The sequence below is a fragment of the Butyrivibrio sp. INlla14 genome, from assembly GCF_900102515.1.
Classification (GTDB): Bacteria; Bacillota; Clostridia; order Lachnospirales; family Lachnospiraceae; genus Butyrivibrio.
In genome coordinates, this window is the sequence record NZ_FMVS01000005.1 from 69,558 (window position 1) to 87,083 (window position 17,526).

A 17,526-nucleotide genomic window follows, 5' to 3' on the forward strand; every position below is an offset into this window, starting at 1 on the left:
CAATTAGCACTTTACTCTTACACCCGTATCATATTTAAAAGGATCATAAGTATCAACAAAACTGTCATGCACAAATATGTTGTGCCGTACATTAGCCTGTTGGCTCTTTTAATATCTTCAGCTTCCACAGGCCTAAAGTCATCTCCTATAAAGGGCTTATGCACTATTTTGCCAAAATAGCTGGCATCTCCTGCAAGCCTTACTCCAAGAGCTCCCGCGCAAACGCTCTCTGTCTGTGCTGAATTGGGACTTTTGTGGTTGTATCTGTCTCTTTTAAAGATTGCAAAAGCTCTTTTGCCAGAGAAATCTCTTCCGCACAAAAAAGCTGCTGCTATCATGAAAAAGGCGCTGAGCCTTGCAGGTACATAGTTAAAGAAATCATCCATCTTAGCTGCTGCTCTTCCGAAATACTCATACCTGTCATTGTGATAGCCAACCATAGAGTCCATGGTGTTTACAGCCTTATAAAAAAAGCCAAGAACAGGCCCTCCGATAAAGGTATAGAGAAGCGGTGCTATAACTCCGTCAGAAGTATTTTCTGCCACTGTTTCAACTGCTGCCTTGGCAACACCTGTTTCATCTAAGATTTTAGTATCTCTTCCAACTATCATAGAAACCGCTTGCCTTGCATCCTGCAAAGCGCCTTCCCTAAGAGCCTTATAAACCTTCATACTCTCAACCCTAAGACTTTTTGCCGCAAGAATATAGCAGGTCATTACAGCCTCAACTATAATTCCAAGTACAACATGTACCTTATAAGACACAAATAATAAAATATAAGAAGCACCAATTGTGCACAAAACCACTATAAACCACATCATAAGTCCCATAAGGACTTCTCTTTGAGGGTTCCGCACACTTTTTTCCCGGCAATTCTCCTCCTGATTACCATAATCCTTGGGTTCCAAGAGCTTTTTATCGAGGAAATTAATCAGGTTTCCAATAAGCCTTATGGGATGGGGGATATTATAGGGGTCTCCAATTATCTGATCCAGCACAAAGCCCAGACAAAAGGCTATACTGTGAAAAAACATAAAACACCTCTACTAGAACATTTAAATATATTATCAAAATATGCAAAAAGAATAAGCATCTGCAATATAACTCGACACAGCAATAGCCACCAAATATACGCATTCTGCCATACAAATATAGTAGCCAGCGGTATCACCTGTGACTCCTCCAAATCTCTTTTTGCATAGCCTTCCGTAGTGCCACGTATAGCACAAAACTGCAACAAGAGCCAAAACAGTGCCAATTGGCCACATAATTAAGCTGGAACCTGCACCTAAAATCAAAAAGAAACACAGAATTATCTTTACAAAAAGGTCCGCTTCTTTGGTTTCATTGCTGAGCATTCCGTCTTTTTTTGCCTTGGACAGGTAAATACTGGTAAGGCCGCAAAATGCCCTTACTATAACGAATCCTATAGCATATGCCATTATACCGGGCAATACGTTTTCAGAACTACCCTTCATAGTCAGGGATAAAAGTGCCGCCAGAAAGCAAAGTCCATATTTTAAAAGCCCTATCACCGCAAAAGCTCCGATGTGAGGATCTTTCATTATCTCAAGGCTCTTTTCCCTATTCTGATAGGAAGAAAGAGCATCGCTAACATCCATAAAGCCGTCAAGATGAAAGCCGCCCGTTATTGCGATAGGAATCAAGGCAAGGATAAGCCCTAGAACCACTCCAGGCAGATGCCCTTGACCAAGCCAGTAAACAGCCGTGCAAATACCTCCAATGACAACTCCAACAAGTGGCAAAAAAGCTATAGCCTTCTTGTAATCTTTATCCTCCCACTCAAAAATTGGCATAGGGATTCTTGAATATAAGGAAAAAGCTATTGCTATCTGTTTTAACAATCTCATACTCTGTCACTCCCTAAATTTGCATTTTCTTTTATCCAGGTTCCATCTTCAAAGACATAGATCTCATCAGAAATCTTTTTAAGTTCATCATTCACCTGAAAGAGTACCCTTACGTAATTTCTGGTATCGTCATCGTACCCAACATCCTCCATAGGAAAATAATTAGAGACGATAACTACATTTTTCGCCCTATCACACAGGCTCTTTATGTCTCTTATTATACAGTCGACCAGCTCATCACCGCTTAAAGCCCCTTCCCTGTGCATTTCATTCCCAACAAGATTGGACATACATTCCAAAAGGCAGGTGGATTCTGTAATCCTATCCATAGCTAAAAGCTTTCTGCCAAGGTCATACGGGCACTCTATAGTCTCAAAGCCCTTGCCCTTCCTGAGTTTTCTGTGCTTTTCTATTCTCTTTTGCCCCTCTTCCCCAAAGGGAATCATTGTGGCAATATAGTATCTACTGTCATTTCCTGCAAGCCTTACTGCCATATCTTCAGCCATCCTGGACTTGCCGCTATCAGGTATTCCTACGATCAGTACAACCATCAGTCAAACCTCTTGTATTCTTCAATTTTATAATCAGAAAACTTAGCTCCCTGAAGGTAATAATCAAGAACAAGGTCCAATATTGGAAAAAGCATTAGAGCACCCGTGCCCTCTCCAAGAGCCATATTTCCGTTTATGTAGGGTTCAAAGCCTAGAGCTTTTAAAGCAGCCAGATTCCCAGCTTCTCGCCCTTTGTGGGAAGGTATCATATATTCCCTGCAGCCAGGAACCATTCCCTCAGCAAGGAGGGCTGCGGTGGAACTGATAACTCCGTCTATTACTACAGGAAGATGGCACTTGGCAGCTCCAATAAATACTCCCACCATGCCAGCTATATCATATCCCCCAAGAGTCCTTAGTATTTCAAAGCACTTGTCTTTATTATCCTTATATTTTCCAAAGTCATATTTTGAAAGAGCTCTTTTTACAACTTCCTTTTTCCGTAAAAGACCTGCATCATCAAGGCCTGCCCCCCTACCCACAAATTCATCGGAATCACCCCCGAGAAGTGCTGACAAAACTGCCGCCGATGTTGTGGTGTTTCCTATCCCCATTTCGCCGACAGCCAGAATATCCTTTCCATCTTTAGAAAGCTGCTGAGCAGTCTCTATTCCCACAAACACTGCCTCAAGGGTTTGTTCCATACTCATAGCAGGTTCTTTAAGGAAATTTCTGCTTCCTTTGGAAACCTTTTTATCAAAAACTCCCTCTAGTTTTTCGTCACTGTCTATTCCTATATCAACAGGATATACTTCTACTTTTGCCGTTCTTCCAATACTACAGGCAGAGCTGATGCCCTTTCCAAGAGCCTTTGCAACTGCCAGTGTTATCTCCTTGCCGCTTTGGGATATGCCTTCTTCTACTATTCCATTATCAGCACACATTATAACAAGGCTTCTTTTATCAAGTCTTGGTGACACATCTCTTTTCATGGCTGCTATACGGCATATGAGGCTTTCAAAATCCCCAAGGCCGTCAATTGGCTTAGATATCTGATCCCAGGTATCTTTAGCCTTTTTATAAACTTCCTCATCCGGTCTTTCTATTTTTATTTCATACAGATCTTTCTTTTGATATATCATACAATTCCTTATCTATGGTCCTCACAGGGACAGAAATCTTTTAACATATTCCTTGTTGGAGGGATAATACAAATGGGTAAATCCGCCAAAGACGTTCTTCCAGCACTGATATCCTTCCCAGGAGCGTTTTCCCAAAGGCTTTGTCATTTTTAAAAAACAGCCATTATCCGTTGTGTCATAATAGTGAAATTCATGCCCTTTCATGGTCTCGCCCATTTTTAAATAGGGATTATCCAAAAGAGCTGTGACATTAACATAGCCAAAGTGTGACAGCTTCGAAGTCATGTGGGATTCTCCCTCAAGCACTCCGGCCATCATAGCGGAATTACCGTCAATATCAGTCATACTCTTCTGCAAATATAAAAATCCACCGCATTCAGCAAGTATCGGCATTCCTTCCATGGCCGCCTTCTTTATACTCTCTCTCATAGATATGTTGTCCATGAGCTTTTTCCCATAGAGTTCCGGGTATCCTCCTCCGAGGATCAACCTGTCCACCTCTGGAATTTCCTTATCATGTATTGGGGAAAAGAACTTAATCTCTGCCCCCATTTTCTTTAAAAGGTCCAAATTATCCTCATAGTAAAAGCAAAAAGCCTCATCTAAAGCAATTCCAACCCTGGTATGTACCCTGTCTTCTGTTTTATCATTACTATCTATAGAAAGCACCCCTGCCTCTTTAGCTATTTCAAGAAGCTTTTCAAGGTCAAGGCTTTCCTCAAGTTTATCTGCAACAAGGTCTACTTTTTCAAGGATATCAGGTATTTCTTTTGGAAGCACCAGCCCTAAATGCCTACTGGTAAATAGTTCTCCCTCAAGCTTTGGAAGAAAACCAAGAACCGGAATATCCAGTTCTTTTTCTATCTCTCCAGAAATATCCCTGACTATCATAGGAGAAATATTATTTAGGATAACGCCCCTTATTACTGCCTTGCCTTTATCCTGACCATAGTCCATAAATCCCTTTATAAGCGGGATTACGGACCTGCTCATACCCTTTGCGTCCACCACTAGAAGTGCAGGTGTCTTTGTCTTTTTGCAAAGATCATGGGAAGAACCTTCCACAGACAGGGCGCTTAGGCCATCAAAAAAGCCCATGACTCCCTCTATGATAGCTATATCTTCTCCAAGTGTTCCTGCCCTCAAAGTCTTTTTTACGCCCTCTTCTCCTGCCATAAAAAGGTCCAGATTTCTGGAAGGGACCTCCAGCACCTTTTTGTGAAACATTGGATCTATGTAATCCGGACCACATTTAAAGGCAGCCACATTGTAGCCTCTTCTTTTTAAAATTCTCATAAGCGCGCAGGAAATCAGAGTCTTACCGCTGCCACTTTTTGGCGCACAGATCAAAACTCTTGGAATCTGCACTTTACAATCAAAAGCCATAACTCACCTATTCTGGTCTAAAACAACTATATACACTGGATTTAGAGCATCCGCCATGTGGTAATGCCCCTTTTTGTGGTATCTTGTAACTGAAATAAGGGATACGTAGGGCATTTCAAGATTCATCTTGTCTGCAAGAGTAGTGACTCTTGCTAAAGTTTCAAGTGTCACGCAATTTAAGACAATCCTTACCCCAGAGTTTTCTTTTAGAACTGCCTCAAGGATTTCTTCAAGCTTACCCCCGCTTCCTCCGATAAATACATGACTTGGCTTTGGTAAGTCTGCAAGCCCCTCCGGAGCAGTACCTTCTACGATATGTATATTTGTTAGTCCATATTTTTCCTTATTCTTTAAAAGGAGGCCTGCTGCCTCTTTGTTTTTTTCAAAGGAATAAACCTCTATATCCGGGTGAAGCAGGGCCGCCTCTATAGAAATTGAGCCAGTTCCAGCACCTATATCATAAAAAATGCTTCCAGCCGTTAGTTCAAGCCTTCTGATAGAAAGAGCCCTAATCTCCTCCTTGGTCATGGGAACATCCCCCCTGACCATGTCCTGATCCCTAACAAAGGGCTCTGCAAGAATCCTGTCTGCATTCATATTTTCTATATACAAAAGGACCTTGCTTCCAGCTATTTGGTCGATATCTGGCCTTCCATCTCTAACAACTACTTCTGCCAGTTTTTCTTTTTCACTTCCAAGATCGCACCCGCAAATTATCCTGAAATGGTTTCCTGTCTTAATAACTTCCCCTATGATTCTCTTTGCATCGGAAATATCCGAAGGAAGCACTATAAGTTTGGGATTATTCATAGCGTAGCCAGCAACATTACATTTTCTGCCATGGGCACTTAATATTCTGACATCTTCAAGACTTACTCCCAGTCTGTTTGCAAAAAGTGAAACAGAAGAAATTCCTGATAGCTTACAGACCTTGTAACCAGCTTTTTCAAATAATCCTGCAGACTTTTTGGCTCCGCTAGAAACTGAAATATCACCAGAATAGGCTACAACAGCTCTTTTACATTCAAGATGCTGCTGGAGATACTCTATTATCTTAGTAGTTTCAAAAAAGTTCTTTATCTTTCCGGAAAAGCTCTCAAGGCGGTCCACTACAGAAGGAGCTCCAAAGATTATTTCACACTCTTCAAGAGCCCTGAAGGCCTCCACTGTGATAAGCTTTTCATCCCCAGGACCTATCCCCGCCAGAATAATCTCCCGCTTTTCTGTGCTTCCTGCAAAAGTTATCCCCAATTGCTCGGAAAGCCTTTTTAAAACTTCCTCCATTGAAAGGTTCTCACCTCTCCCCATGGAATTTCCAATATTCTCAGGATTTCTTACTACTACTGCCTTTATTCCACACTGTCTGGCTGCCTCTAGCTTTTCGTAATACCCGCCAGTTATCCCGCTTTCCTTGGTAAGTATAACCTTGGCGTCTACCTCTTTTATAAGGCTTGCATTTATCTGGCTAGAAAACGGGCCCTGCATAGCAATTATCTGCTTGCCGGATAGTCCCGCTTCCTGGCAAAGAGTTATACTCTCAATGCTTGGAAGCACTCTTGCATATACTCTTTTTATATCTCCTATTTGGCCCAGAATCTCCTGTAAATCCCTGCTGCCTGTAAGAAGGAGTATATTCCCTTCTGTTTCCTTCAGGACTTCTCCCGCCTCCTTCATGGAATCTACGTAAGATACAAAGTCCTGCTGATAGTCAGTATCCTTAGTATTTCTTGATAGCCTTAGGTAGGTTGCATGGGACTCTATAGCCGCAGCCCTTATTTCGTCTGAGGCTCTGACCGCAAAAGGGTGCGTTGCATCTACAACTATCCCAAATTTCTCGCTACTTAAGAGCTCTTTTATTTTTTCTCTTGAAAGTCTCCCTGTTAAAACCTCGGTTTCTCCACTCTCAATCTCAATATCCCGGCCATATTCAGTTGCAACGCTGACTTTGTGGGGAACATTCTCTTTCCTTAAAATATCAGAAAGAACTCTTCCTTCTGTGGTTCCGCCAAATATCAAAACTTTATCTTTCACTTCTGTATCCTCTTTTAGTGATCATATGCCCATCAATAAGTTCAGAACTGGAATTACCGATAAATACTGTGCAGAACATGTCTGCAGGATACTCTGTAAGCTCTTTTAGCGTCATTATCTCCATTTTTTCGTCCTGCCTTTTGATATTTCTGGCAACGCCGCATATTCTGGTCTCTTCCAAAGTCTCCATTAGAATCTCTGCTGCCTTTTTAAGATACCCGCTCCTTGACTTACTCTCAGGGTTATAAAGAACTATAACCATGTCAGACTCCGCTGCTGCCCTTAGTCTTTTCTCTATTGTATTTACAGGTGTAAGTCTGTCACTTAAGCTGATCAGGCAAAAGTCATGTATAAGCGGTGCTCCCAAAAGTGCAGCTCCGCTTATAGCTGCAGTTACGCCTGGAATCACCTCTATTTCTACATCAGCAGATCCTTGCGCCATTTCAAAGGCAAGTCCTGCCATCCCATAGACTCCAGCATCTCCACTGCACACAAGGGCTACTATCTGGCCTTTCCTTGCTCTTTCAAGAGCCATTTCAACCCTTTTCTCCTCACCCATCATAGGGGTTGAAAGATATTCTTTTTTCGGAAAATGTGGTTTTAAAAGGTCGCAGTATACTGTATAGCCTGCAATCACATCACATTCCTTAAGGGCCTTATCCGCCCTGATTGTCATATCTTCATAGCATCCAGGTCCGATGCCGACAACATATAATTTTCCCATATCATAGCCCTTCTAATTCTCTATCTGTAGTAACTATGCCAGCTGCAAATGTAACTCCCTCCATAGCTTTTTTTTCGCAGATCAGCCTTGCCCCATAGGCACAGACTGCCCTCTCGCAGATATTATCAACTCCAGTTATCTTTTTTACAAAATCTGAGGAACAAAAATCCCCCTCCTGCGCAAGAAGCATGTCGCTGTCATAGGTTATAAACTCTGCTCCAAGCTCCTTAGAGAGCTCAAGTAGCCCCGGCTCTTCTTTTTTAATATCAGCTGAAACTATCGCTCTTACAGCCCTTTTGTCTATTTGCTTATCAGAAAGTCCTGTCAAAAGAGCTTTTTCAAGTTCATCTTTAGTTTTTCCCTTTTTGCAGCCCATTCCCACTACGACATTTCTAGGGATAAGCCATAAAGCGTCCTTATCATATACTCTGCCTGTTATAACAAGCTCTGCCTCATCAATATTCGTCCTCCTAATATTTGACGGAAGCTGGATCTCATTGATTTCAAGATACTTTTCAAATTCTGGTTCTATATAAACACTGCTATTTCCGCTTTTTAATAGTCTTGCCGTAAATTCTTTTGCCTTTTTCATATCAGTAATAACAAGACCGTTATCTTTGGCAAAAAGGTCAACGGCGAACTCTCCCCGGGTATCAGTAGCTGTAGTAATTACAGCCCTTGCACCTGTCAAAAGAGCTATCTTTCTTGCAGCCTCTACAGCTCCGCCTAAATGTCCTGACAGAATTGGGATCACAAACTCTCCCTTTTCATCCATGACAAGAACAGCCGGGTCCATTTTTTTATCCTGAATATAAGGAGCAATTGATCGTACAGCAATCCCGCAGGCCCCTATGAAGATCAGGACATTTCCGGATTCAAAATTATCTCTGGCCCAGTCAGCTACTGACGAAACACTCTCTAAAACTGGCACATCATCAGCATCAGAAAGCTCATTAAAAAGAGCCTTTGCAAGCCTTTCCATCAGCTCCTGCCCCTTATCTGTAAAGCATATTATTTTGTATTTATCTGATCTTATCTGTTTCAACTTAACCGCTCCGTTTTAAGTTTCATGCCTGGGCATACTTTAAAACATTTCTTCCTTAAGCTTTTTGAGCACCTTGCCATAGTTATCTCTCTCATGTGGGAAGGTGCAGTCCATGCAGTTTTTGATGCCTTTTTCTGTGTAACTGTAGGTTCCGCCGCAGTCCTTTATAGTGTATAAAGGGCAATAGCAGAACAGGCAGTTAAACCTCTCCCTTGGGAGGTCATGACATGGAAAATACTCACACTTATCGTTAACAAAACACGCGCTATGGCGCTTTATGTCATCCCTGTCAAAGCCCTGAAGGATCTTTTTATACTTGTCATCATCAAGTCCATACAGGTCCTTAATAAGAGATTTCTCAAGGACATCTTCAGGCTTCTCTACAGCCACGTGTCCATCCTCATAGACAAGAAGGAGTCTGTCTGCCACATCAAGTGCCAGTTCTATCTCGTGTAGTGACATTATTACTGTCACATTTTCTTTTGAAAGAGTCCTTACAACATCCATAAGTTCCATTCTGTGCCTGATATCCATGTATGAGGTTGGTTCATCCATCACAAGATATTTGGGCTTCTGGCATATAGCTCTTGCTATAAGGCATCTCTGCTTCTGTCCATCACTGAGCGCATCATAAGGAGTATCCGATAGCTTTTTTATCTTCATGATTTCCAGAGACTCATCAACTATGGCAAAATCTTCTTTTCCATATCTCCCGAAACCATCTGTAAAAGGAAGTCTCCCTGATAAGACCACATCTTTGCAGGTCATAAGCTGAGGCCGTATCCTCTCAGTAGTTACAATAGAGAGCTCTTTGGATATTTCCTTGGCTGAGAGGGTGGACAGCTTCCTAAGATCAAGATAAACCTCTCCCTCTATAAGGGACAGACTCCCGTTCATGCTCTTTAGCAGAGTAGATTTGCCACCGCCATTTGGCCCAATCAGGCATATGATCTCTCCCTGCCTGATATCTATATTTACATTTCCAACTACGACCTTATTGCTGTAGCCGGCAGAAACTTTTTCAAGCCTCATTTCTTCCATGTCTCCTAACTATCATATAAATAACTATTGGTGCTCCAAATAATGACGTAACTGCAGAAATATTAAGCTCTGTAGGGGCAAAAAGCTGTCTTGCAAGAAGGTCACTAAACATACAAAAAACAGATCCTGCAAGGAAAGTTGCTGGGATCAGCACTATTGGCCTTGAAGTAGCAAGAAGTTCTCTCATAAGGAAGGGTACTGCAATCCCAATAAAAGACACAGGCCCCACAAAGGCTGTCACACAGGCTGAGAGAACACTTGAAATAAGTATGACCATAAGTCTTACAAATCTTACGTTTACACCAAGGCTTCTAGCGTAGTTTTCAGTCAGCCTAAGTGCATCAAGTGGCTTAGTAAGCAGCATTACAAGAACTACCATTATCCCCACCAAAACAAAGGCATAGTACACGCTTCCCATATCTATTCCAGAAAAGCTTCCCTGGGACCAGCTGTGAAGGTTCACAATGTCTGAATCATCAGCAAAGGCTATGAGAAAATCGGTGATAGCACTGCAGATATACCCCACCATAATGCCTGCTGCCAGTAGAACAGCCATGTTTGAAACAACTCTTGATATGAGGATCATAAAACCTGTAGTTACAATAGCCCCTACAAACGCAGCTGACACCAAAAGAAGGTTTGAGCTCCTGCCAGTACTTCCCACTACGAAGATAAGTACTATAGCTACCATCATCTTGGCTCCTGAGGATATTCCCAGAATATATGGGCCTGCAATAGGATTTGAAAAATAAGTCTGCAAAAGAAATCCAGACACCGCAAGGCCTCCACCTAGAACAAAAGCCATAAGCACCCTGGGGAGCCTTATGTCCATAATAATGGTGCTATTTACATCTTCCATGCCTTTTCCAATAAAGATATTCCAGATTTCTCCGAATGTAATGTTTACATTTCCTATACCCAAGTTCATAAAAAAGGCAATGCTCACCAGCACTGTCAGCATAAGATAAACTGCAGTCCTTCTAACCTTTCTGCTTTCTTCCTTAATTGTCATCCTGCAAATCCTTCTTATTTTTTACCTCTAAAGAGCGTTTCAAAATCCTTGTCATACAGCTTTGACTTCTCATAGTTTCCTGTGCTTACAACATCTCCAACTATTATAAGAGCAGTTTTATTTATACCCTGCTCTTTTGCAATTTCAGGAAGCTTTTCCAGGGTAGAGACAAACTTCTTTTCATCCTGCCAGCTTGCCTTATAAACCAGTGCACATGGGGTATCCGGCTGTCTTCCAGATGCTATGAGTCTTGTACAAAGTCCTTCAACATCACCTGCAGATAGAAAAAATACCATTGTCGCCTCATGGCTTGATAAGGCCTCCACTGACTCTTTTTCCGGGACCTTGGTCCTTCCCTCCATTCTTGTGATTATGACGCTCTGGCTTACTCCAGGCAGAGTATATTCAAGATTTAGAGCCGCTGCCGCGCCGCAAAAAGAGCTGACTCCAGGAGTATCATCATAAACAATCCCCAGTTTATCAAGTTCGTCCATCTGCTCTCTGATAGCCCCGTAAATACTGGGATCTCCCGTATGCAGCCTGACTACATCCTGCTTCTTTTGGTCGGCTTTTTTCATGATATCTATAACTTCTTCCAGGGATAAAAGAGCGCTGTTATATATTTCGCACTTATTTTGAGCAAACTCTAAAAGCTCTGGATTAACCAAAGATCCCGCGTAGATTATAACGTCTGCTTCCTGTAAGAGTCTCTGTCCCCTTATTGTTATAAGATCAGTTGCTCCAGGGCCCGCGCCCACGAAATGAACCATTTACCGTTCCTCACTTACTCTTCTACTTTTTTTAAACCATCTTCACAAACTCTAAAGCCCTGTCAGTCTGAGTCAGCTTTGTGTATTCGTTTGAAAAAACTATAACTTCTGCCGCAAGCTTTCCATCGCACCAAAGTTCCATGTTTCTTTTTATATTATCTGCCATTAGATCAAAGACCTTATCCCTTATTCCGGCCTCGGTAATCAGCCTTACAGCCTCATCTGTCATAACGCAGTCCATGACCTTTTCGCAGAGATCATCTATATTCATCTCATCCCCTGAAACCTTTTTGATCAGGTCCACAAGTATTTCCATCCTGTGATCTCCATAGGCTGAATGAGTATTTTTTATTCCTCCTGATACCTTTACAAGCTTGCCCAGATGACCACAGAAAAGAATTTTTGAAAAGCCTGCGTCTGCTGCCATTTTCACTGTATCATAGACAAAATTAGAACACATGACAGCCTTGTTCTCTTCTATTTCATATTCATCTCTCAGGAATTTAAGGCCATAGTTTCCAGGTGCTATCAAAAGAACCTGCTCATTTTGAGCTTTCATCTGGCTTATCTGAGTCTTTATGGTGGCGACTATGGCTTCATCGCTCATAGGCTTTACTATACCAGTTGTTCCCAGGATTGAAATTCCGCCCACTATTCCAAGTTTTGGGTTAAAGGTCTTTTTAGCAACCTCTTCTCCGCCGGGGGCACTTATTTCAACTGAAACGCCTTTACTTGACAGGCCATTTTCTTGCAGAACCTCTTCTATGTTTTTCTTTATCATCTGTCGCGGAACAGAATTGATGGCAGCTTCCCCAATTGCCTGGTCAAGCCCAGGCTTTGTAACCTTGCCAATTCCCTCTCCTCCAGATATTATTACTTCCTGCTCTCTTGAGTCTAAAAAAGACACCTTGGCATATATCTTCATTCCGCTTGTAACGTCAGGATCATCTCCTCCATCCTTGATCACAGCGCAGGATACATACTCTTTTGTCCTGTCTATATCAAGTATCTCCGCAAGGAAAGTTGGTCCCTTGGGAGTTACAATAGATACTGTCCTGATTTCTTTTTGGCTTACCAGCATCATAAGAGCCGCCTTTGCAGCCGCTGCTGCACAGCTCCCCGTGGTGTAGCCACATCTTAATCTCTGTCCGTCTTTTTCAATGTATAGACTATTATCCATATCTTTTCACATATTGTACAAAAGAGAATTGCAGATAGCCGCAGCTACTCCGCTTCCGCCCTTTCGTCCCACATTAACTATATAAGGAACATCCATTTCAAGGATAAGCTTTTTGGCTTCAACCACATTTACAAAGCCAACAGGTACTCCTATTATTAGTTCAGGTCTAAAGCCTTTTTCATCATATAATTCCCTTAGCCTTATAAGGGCTGTTGGCGCATTTCCTATCGCAAAGATAAGTGGCTTTTTTACCTCTGATGCCTTATCCATGCTGACATAAGCCCTTGTAACCTGCCTATCCCAGGCTATTTGCGCCACTTCTTCATCTGCCATAAAACAAAAAGCTTCTCCTCCAAACTTTGAAAGCGCCTTTTTATTTATCCCAGAAAGAGCCATATTGGTGTCAGTCACAATACTTGCACCGTTTCTAATGGCATCCTTGGCTTTTTTTATTACATTCTCAGAAAACGTCAGGGTATCAGCATATTCAAAGTCCGCTGTCGTGTGTATAGCCCTGACCACAGTAGGTTCTATGTCCTTAGGTATTTCTTTTCCCATCTGGGAAAGCTCGCTTCTTATTATCCTAAAGCTCTCGCTTTCTATTTCTGATGGCAAAACTTTTTTAATTTCCATATATCTTTATCCTTATAAACCAATCGCATCATAGATAAGCTTCCAGTCAAGGCTCTGCCTTAATGTATCCGCCAGCTTATCAAGTTCTTTTTCCTGAATATCATTCTTGCTCTCAAGCTTAAAATCTCTCTTAGGAAGCTTTCTGTGTTCACAGACAATATCCACAAGTCTCTTTGCAAAATCCTTGCTGTCAAAAATTCCATGAACATAGGAGCCAAGGACATTTCCCTTGGTAACTACAAGGTTCTTGTTATCACTACAAGCCATGCTGCTTCCCATGTGAATCTCATAGCCTTCTATCTGACAGCCGTTCAAACTATCAAATATTCCATCTGCGCCTTTTACTACTCCCTCAACCTGCTTCAAGGTCTTCTCACTTTTAAATACTGTGCTCACAGGAAGGAGGGATAAGCCTTCCTCCAGGCCCTTTTTCTCTGCGCCAAGCTCATCATAAATGCTCATTCCAAGCATCTGATAGCCTCCGCAGATTCCTACCACAATTCTGCCCTCATGAGCCAGATTCCTTATTCTGCTAAATAGACCTGTCTCCTTAAGCCATCTAAGGTCTCCCATTGTATTTTTGGTTCCTGGAAGAATTATCAGGTCTGCCTGACAAAGAGCCTCTTCTGAATCCGTATAGATAACTTCAATTTCAGGATCACTGTCAAATATTGAAAAATCAGTGTAATTACTGATATAGGGGAGTCTGACTACCGCTATCCTGACCTTTCCATCTCCCATAAAGCCTGGTGAAGATTTAAGTCTTTCTGATACGCTATCCTCTTCATCAAGCATAAGCTTTACAAAGGGGACTACACCTGCAAAAGGAATATCGCAGTAAGCCTTAAACATTTCAAGTCCAGGTTCAAGAAGCTTTACATCTCCTCTGAATTTATTTATGATAAGTCCCTTTATTCTATCTCGCTCCTTCTGGGGCATAAGGCTTACTGTTCCAAGGAGCTGGGCAAAAACTCCTCCAGGATCTATATTGCCCGCAAGAAGGACCGGAGCATCAACAAGTTCTGCAAGGCCCATGTTCACAATATCATTTGCCCGCAAATTTATCTCAACAGGGCTCCCTGCGCCTTCTATCACAATTATGTCATTTTCATCAGCAAGCCTGTCATAAGCCTTTAAAATATCCGGTATAAAATCCTTTTTTATCTTAAAATAATCTGCCGCTCTCATGTTGCTGACAGGCTTTCCTGCTACAATAACCTGGGACCTTGTATCTCCCATTGGCTTTAGCAGGATTGGATTCATGTCGGCACTTGGCTTTTTATGGGAAGCAAAAGCCTGAAGCGCCTGAGCTCTTCCTATCTCTTTTCCATCTATAGTCACATATGAATTAAGGGCCATGTTCTGGGATTTAAAGGGGGCAACCTTATAGCCATCCTGATATAATACCCTTAGTATCCCCGCCGTCAGAATGCTCTTTCCAGCTCCTGACATGGTTCCTTGTATCATTAGATTTCTCGCCAATTAAGTATCTCCTTAATCAAGTCCATGGAAAAACTCTGTCTCTTTTTCCTGACTCATGATAACTTCATTCAAATTCTCGATAATAGTTCCTGTCTTACCTGCAAATTGATACAAAGCTTTATCCGTGTACCACACGTTTCCATCTCTTACAGCCTCAAACTGCCAAAAAAGCTGATCGATTTCAATAAGCTCGTCAATTGTCTTGGGTGCATTTTGTATAGTTCCATTGTATATGAGAATATCTGCTTCTTTGGCATAGGCTAAAAAGGCTTCCACACTTATTGTCATCTGCGTAGATGACATGTCTTCCTGACTTTCCACAGGTGACAAATACACGCCGCCTGCCTGCTCTATCATTTTTGATAAGTAGTCATTTCCTTTTCTTGTAACTATCTGATGATTTGAATTAACGGAAAAGACCGCGACCTTTTTCCCTGAAACGCCGCTTTTATCAAGGCTCTCCACCAGGCTTTTTTGCTGGTCAAAAAACTCCTCAGCCTCTTTTTCTTTATCCGCAAGTAATCCATATATCCTGATCCACTCAAGCCTTCCTAAAGGTTCATTTTCGTAACTTGACCTGTCTATAAATACTGGTATGTCCAGATTTTCAAGTCTCTCTAAAACCTTAGGGGCATGAAGAAGCATTGTATTTTCTATAGCCAGCTGTATTTTCTTTTCCAGGATCATTTCATAGTCAGGAGCATTATACTTGCCTCCATAAATAAGGCTTCCCTTCTTCATTGCCTCTTTTGCAGAAGCAATGTACCAATCCTTTTCCTCTAGACTTGAAAGGCTTATAAGGTCCACTGCACCAAGGCTGTCGAAATGACACATTGCCCCAGTGGCAGCCAGATATATTTCAGAAAGTGGCCTTTTTATCACTGTAGTGCCAGCCGGCAGCTTGTCCGGGCACTTTACGTCCTCTGGAAGTATCAGATATTTTCTGCCATCATCCACAGCTATCAGGGCTATATCTTTTTCATACCTGTGGATCCTAAAGCCCTGAGCGTAGTCATTTTCATCACTCGATAAAAGTGAATACCCTTCAAGTTCAGGAGCATTCAGGCTTTCAAGTTTCTCTTTTTCTGACACATTTATCTGAAATGAGCTGGCGCTTTCACTATCTTCACTGGTTTTGTTCTCTTCCAGCAGAGAAAAAGTAAGTGTGTAATCAATAAGGTGCGGTGTGCTCATAGCAGTAGTATCTGCCTGAACCTGCATCTCTTTATCAAGGATCACTGGAATAATGAATTCCGAGTTTCCCTCCTCATTGACGGGATAGTAGGTCTGGCCGCTTACGATCATATAATCATAATTTGAACTGCTAAAAACAATGTCCGCAGTCATTTGTCCGTTTCTGGCCACTAGCTTGCAGGGGCTTTCAACATAAGCCTTTCCGCTTCCTCCCGTAAGAGTAACAGATGCGGCATATTCCCCATCTGGAATTCTGCCGCATCCCCACAAGCAAACAAACATGGTCAAAAACAATAAGATGAACTTATAGCTTTTTTTATTTAAGTACACTTCCTGTATGCTCCACATATAATTTCTGAACTTCGTCAATTCTTCCAAGTCCTGAAATCTGACAATCTACACTTTCAAAAGATCCATCTGCTTCAAAGCCGCTCTTCCATGAATCTTCCTCATCTCCTGCCATATCATTATTAGCATGATCACCTGCAACTACCATAAGAGGACGAAGAACTACCTTCTTGTAGCCTGCTTCCTTAACCTTATCTATAACCTTTGAAAGTTCTGTCTCTTCCGGTTCTCCCTCAACTGTTCCGATAAATACATTCTCATAGCCAAGTTTGTCCATCTGAGTCTGCATCTGTGAATAAGTAATCTTAGCTGTGTGTGATGTTCCATGTCCCATAAATACAAAGGCTGTTCCAGCATCAGCAGCGTCCTTAAGGCTTGCAAAACCAGCATCCTTTACTGCTGCATCAGTAATAGCCTTAGCAACTGTCTCTTTATCCTCATTGATCACAGTCGCATCTTTTCCAACCTCGCCAAGAAGTGGCTGCGCAATAACAACTGTCTCAATCTTGTCTTCATAATTCTTAAGTGTTTCACAAAGCTCATCATACTCTGCTCCGTGCATAAGGTGAGTTGGCTGGATAACAAGTGTCTTTACACCGTTGTCCACTGCTCTCTGAAGAGCCTGATCTACGTTATCGATCTTCTCGCCGTCTCTTGCAAGTACGTGATTGATAATGATCTGCGCTGTAAATGCTCTTCTCACTGACCAGTCAGGATATGCCTTGGCTATTGCCTTCTCAATGCCGCCAATATCATTAGCTCTGCTGTCGTTAAAAGAAGTACCAAAGCTTACTACAAGTATCTCTTTTTCTCCAATATCATCAGCATTAAGAGGATCATCCTTGGATGCATCTCCTGTATCTCTTCCAAAGTAGTCAGGATCAGCACTTTCTCCCTCGACAAGCTCTTTTTGCTCATCTGTAAGTGCATCCCATGCCTCTTTTGCCTCTTTGCACTGCTTTTCTGTATCTTCAGTCCATTCCTGTACGTAGATTGCATCAATAAGTTCTGCTACATGGTCTGCCATAGCCTGATTGTCATCTCCCTCATGTGGTTTAACATTAGAAACCTTTACCTTATGGTCATACCATTTTTCTTTTGTGCCGATCAGTGCAAGATCGAATTCCTGGTCAATTGCTGGAACCGGAACATCAAAGCCATATACTTCCTCTGTTG

The 17,526-nt window shown here is 42.0% G+C and carries 16 protein-coding genes; all 16 read right to left on the reverse strand.

From position 1 onward, the window contains the following. Window positions 1–17: 17 nt before the first annotated feature. From cbiB to BLO53_RS03855, 16 genes are read right to left on the reverse strand one after another with little or no spacing between them, the layout of a single operon-like run. A complete protein-coding gene (gene cbiB, locus BLO53_RS03780; RefSeq protein ID WP_092059185.1) occupies window positions 18–1,034 on the reverse strand; it encodes an adenosylcobinamide-phosphate synthase CbiB in 1,017 nt (338 codons plus the stop codon). Between the two features lie 33 nt (window positions 1,035–1,067). Next, on the reverse strand, window positions 1,068–1,871 hold the full coding sequence (gene cobS, locus BLO53_RS03785; protein WP_092059186.1) for an adenosylcobinamide-GDP ribazoletransferase: 804 nt from the start codon (window positions 1,869–1,871) through the stop codon (window positions 1,068–1,070). Continuing rightward, the gene (locus BLO53_RS03790) at window positions 1,868–2,422 is read right to left on the reverse strand and encodes a bifunctional adenosylcobinamide kinase/adenosylcobinamide-phosphate guanylyltransferase (RefSeq protein WP_092059187.1); all 555 of its coding nucleotides are present in this window, start codon (window positions 2,420–2,422) and stop codon (window positions 1,868–1,870) included. The genes cobS and BLO53_RS03790 overlap by 4 nt, the downstream gene beginning before the upstream one ends. After that, on the reverse strand, window positions 2,422–3,504 hold the full coding sequence (gene cobT, locus BLO53_RS03795) for a nicotinate-nucleotide--dimethylbenzimidazole phosphoribosyltransferase (protein ID WP_092059188.1): 1,083 nt from the start codon (window positions 3,502–3,504) through the stop codon (window positions 2,422–2,424). The genes BLO53_RS03790 and cobT overlap by 1 nt, the downstream gene beginning before the upstream one ends. 21 nt (window positions 3,505–3,525) lie before the next feature. Further along, window positions 3,526–4,890, reverse strand: a complete 1,365-nt coding sequence (locus BLO53_RS03800) for a cobyrinate a,c-diamide synthase (RefSeq protein WP_242875293.1) — start codon at window positions 4,888–4,890, stop codon at window positions 3,526–3,528. Window positions 4,891–4,893: 3 nt separating this feature from the next. Next, window positions 4,894–6,921 carry a precorrin-6A reductase gene (cobK, locus tag BLO53_RS03805; protein WP_092059189.1) on the reverse strand — a complete coding sequence of 676 codons (2,028 nt, stop codon included), beginning with the start codon at window positions 6,919–6,921 and terminating at the stop codon, window positions 4,894–4,896. Beyond that, window positions 6,911–7,645 carry a precorrin-3B C(17)-methyltransferase gene (cobJ, locus tag BLO53_RS03810; protein WP_092059190.1) on the reverse strand — a complete coding sequence of 245 codons (735 nt, stop codon included), beginning with the start codon at window positions 7,643–7,645 and terminating at the stop codon, window positions 6,911–6,913. Before cobJ ends, cobK begins: the two co-directional genes overlap by 11 nt. A gap of 1 nt (window position 7,646) precedes the next feature. Continuing rightward, window positions 7,647–8,690, reverse strand: a complete 1,044-nt coding sequence (locus BLO53_RS03815) for a cobalt-precorrin 5A hydrolase (protein WP_092059191.1) — start codon at window positions 8,688–8,690, stop codon at window positions 7,647–7,649. A gap of 39 nt (window positions 8,691–8,729) precedes the next feature. Next, window positions 8,730–9,722, reverse strand: coding sequence for an ATP-binding cassette domain-containing protein (locus tag BLO53_RS03820; protein ID WP_176757153.1), 993 nt, complete (start codon window positions 9,720–9,722; stop codon window positions 8,730–8,732). Beyond that, window positions 9,712–10,743 (reverse strand): FecCD family ABC transporter permease, encoded by a 1,032-nt coding sequence (locus BLO53_RS03825; protein ID WP_092059193.1) that lies wholly within the window; start codon window positions 10,741–10,743, stop codon window positions 9,712–9,714. The genes BLO53_RS03820 and BLO53_RS03825 overlap by 11 nt, the downstream gene beginning before the upstream one ends. Window positions 10,744–10,757: 14 nt before the next feature. Then, the gene (cobM, locus tag BLO53_RS03830) at window positions 10,758–11,513 is read right to left on the reverse strand and encodes a precorrin-4 C(11)-methyltransferase (RefSeq protein WP_092059194.1); all 756 of its coding nucleotides are present in this window, start codon (window positions 11,511–11,513) and stop codon (window positions 10,758–10,760) included. Between the two features lie 31 nt (window positions 11,514–11,544). Continuing rightward, on the reverse strand, window positions 11,545–12,693 hold the full coding sequence (cbiD, locus tag BLO53_RS03835) for a cobalt-precorrin-5B (C(1))-methyltransferase CbiD (RefSeq protein ID WP_092059195.1): 1,149 nt from the start codon (window positions 12,691–12,693) through the stop codon (window positions 11,545–11,547). Window positions 12,694–12,699: 6 nt separating this feature from the next. Next, entirely contained in the window at window positions 12,700–13,326 is a 627-nt protein-coding gene (locus BLO53_RS03840; RefSeq protein ID WP_092059196.1) for a precorrin-8X methylmutase, read from the reverse strand. 12 nt (window positions 13,327–13,338) lie between these two features. After that, on the reverse strand, window positions 13,339–14,808 hold the full coding sequence (locus BLO53_RS03845; RefSeq protein WP_092059197.1) for a cobyric acid synthase: 1,470 nt from the start codon (window positions 14,806–14,808) through the stop codon (window positions 13,339–13,341). A gap of 12 nt (window positions 14,809–14,820) precedes the next feature. Beyond that, window positions 14,821–16,332, reverse strand: coding sequence for an ABC transporter substrate-binding protein (locus BLO53_RS03850; protein WP_092059198.1), 1,512 nt, complete (start codon window positions 16,330–16,332; stop codon window positions 14,821–14,823). Then, on the reverse strand, window positions 16,319–17,485 hold the full coding sequence (locus BLO53_RS03855; protein ID WP_442857211.1) for a sirohydrochlorin cobaltochelatase: 1,167 nt from the start codon (window positions 17,483–17,485) through the stop codon (window positions 16,319–16,321). The genes BLO53_RS03850 and BLO53_RS03855 overlap by 14 nt, the downstream gene beginning before the upstream one ends. Window positions 17,486–17,526 lie beyond the last annotated feature (41 nt).

Bases quoted from the DNA above. Each gene is read 5' to 3' on its own strand.
- cbiB (WP_092059185.1), bottom strand. From the start codon at position 1,034: ATGTTTTTTCACAGTATAGCCTTTTGTCTGGGCTTTGTGCTGGATCAG.
- cobS (WP_092059186.1), bottom strand. From the start codon at position 1,871: ATGAGATTGTTAAAACAGATAGCAATAGCTTTTTCCTTATATTCAAGA.
- BLO53_RS03790 (WP_092059187.1), bottom strand. From the start codon at position 2,422: ATGGTTGTACTGATCGTAGGAATACCTGATAGCGGCAAGTCCAGGATG.
- cobT (WP_092059188.1), bottom strand. From the start codon at position 3,504: ATGATATATCAAAAGAAAGATCTGTATGAAATAAAAATAGAAAGACCG.
- BLO53_RS03800 (WP_242875293.1), bottom strand. From the start codon at position 4,890: ATGGCTTTTGATTGTAAAGTGCAGATTCCAAGAGTTTTGATCTGTGCG.
- cobJ (WP_092059190.1), bottom strand. From the start codon at position 7,645: ATGGGAAAATTATATGTTGTCGGCATCGGACCTGGATGCTATGAAGAT.
- BLO53_RS03820 (WP_176757153.1), bottom strand. From the start codon at position 9,722: ATGAGGCTTGAAAAAGTTTCTGCCGGCTACAGCAATAAGGTCGTAGTT.
- BLO53_RS03825 (WP_092059193.1), bottom strand. From the start codon at position 10,743: ATGACAATTAAGGAAGAAAGCAGAAAGGTTAGAAGGACTGCAGTTTAT.
- cobM (WP_092059194.1), bottom strand. From the start codon at position 11,513: ATGGTTCATTTCGTGGGCGCGGGCCCTGGAGCAACTGATCTTATAACA.
- cbiD (WP_092059195.1), bottom strand. From the start codon at position 12,693: ATGGATAATAGTCTATACATTGAAAAAGACGGACAGAGATTAAGATGT.
- BLO53_RS03840 (WP_092059196.1), bottom strand. From the start codon at position 13,326: ATGGAAATTAAAAAAGTTTTGCCATCAGAAATAGAAAGCGAGAGCTTT.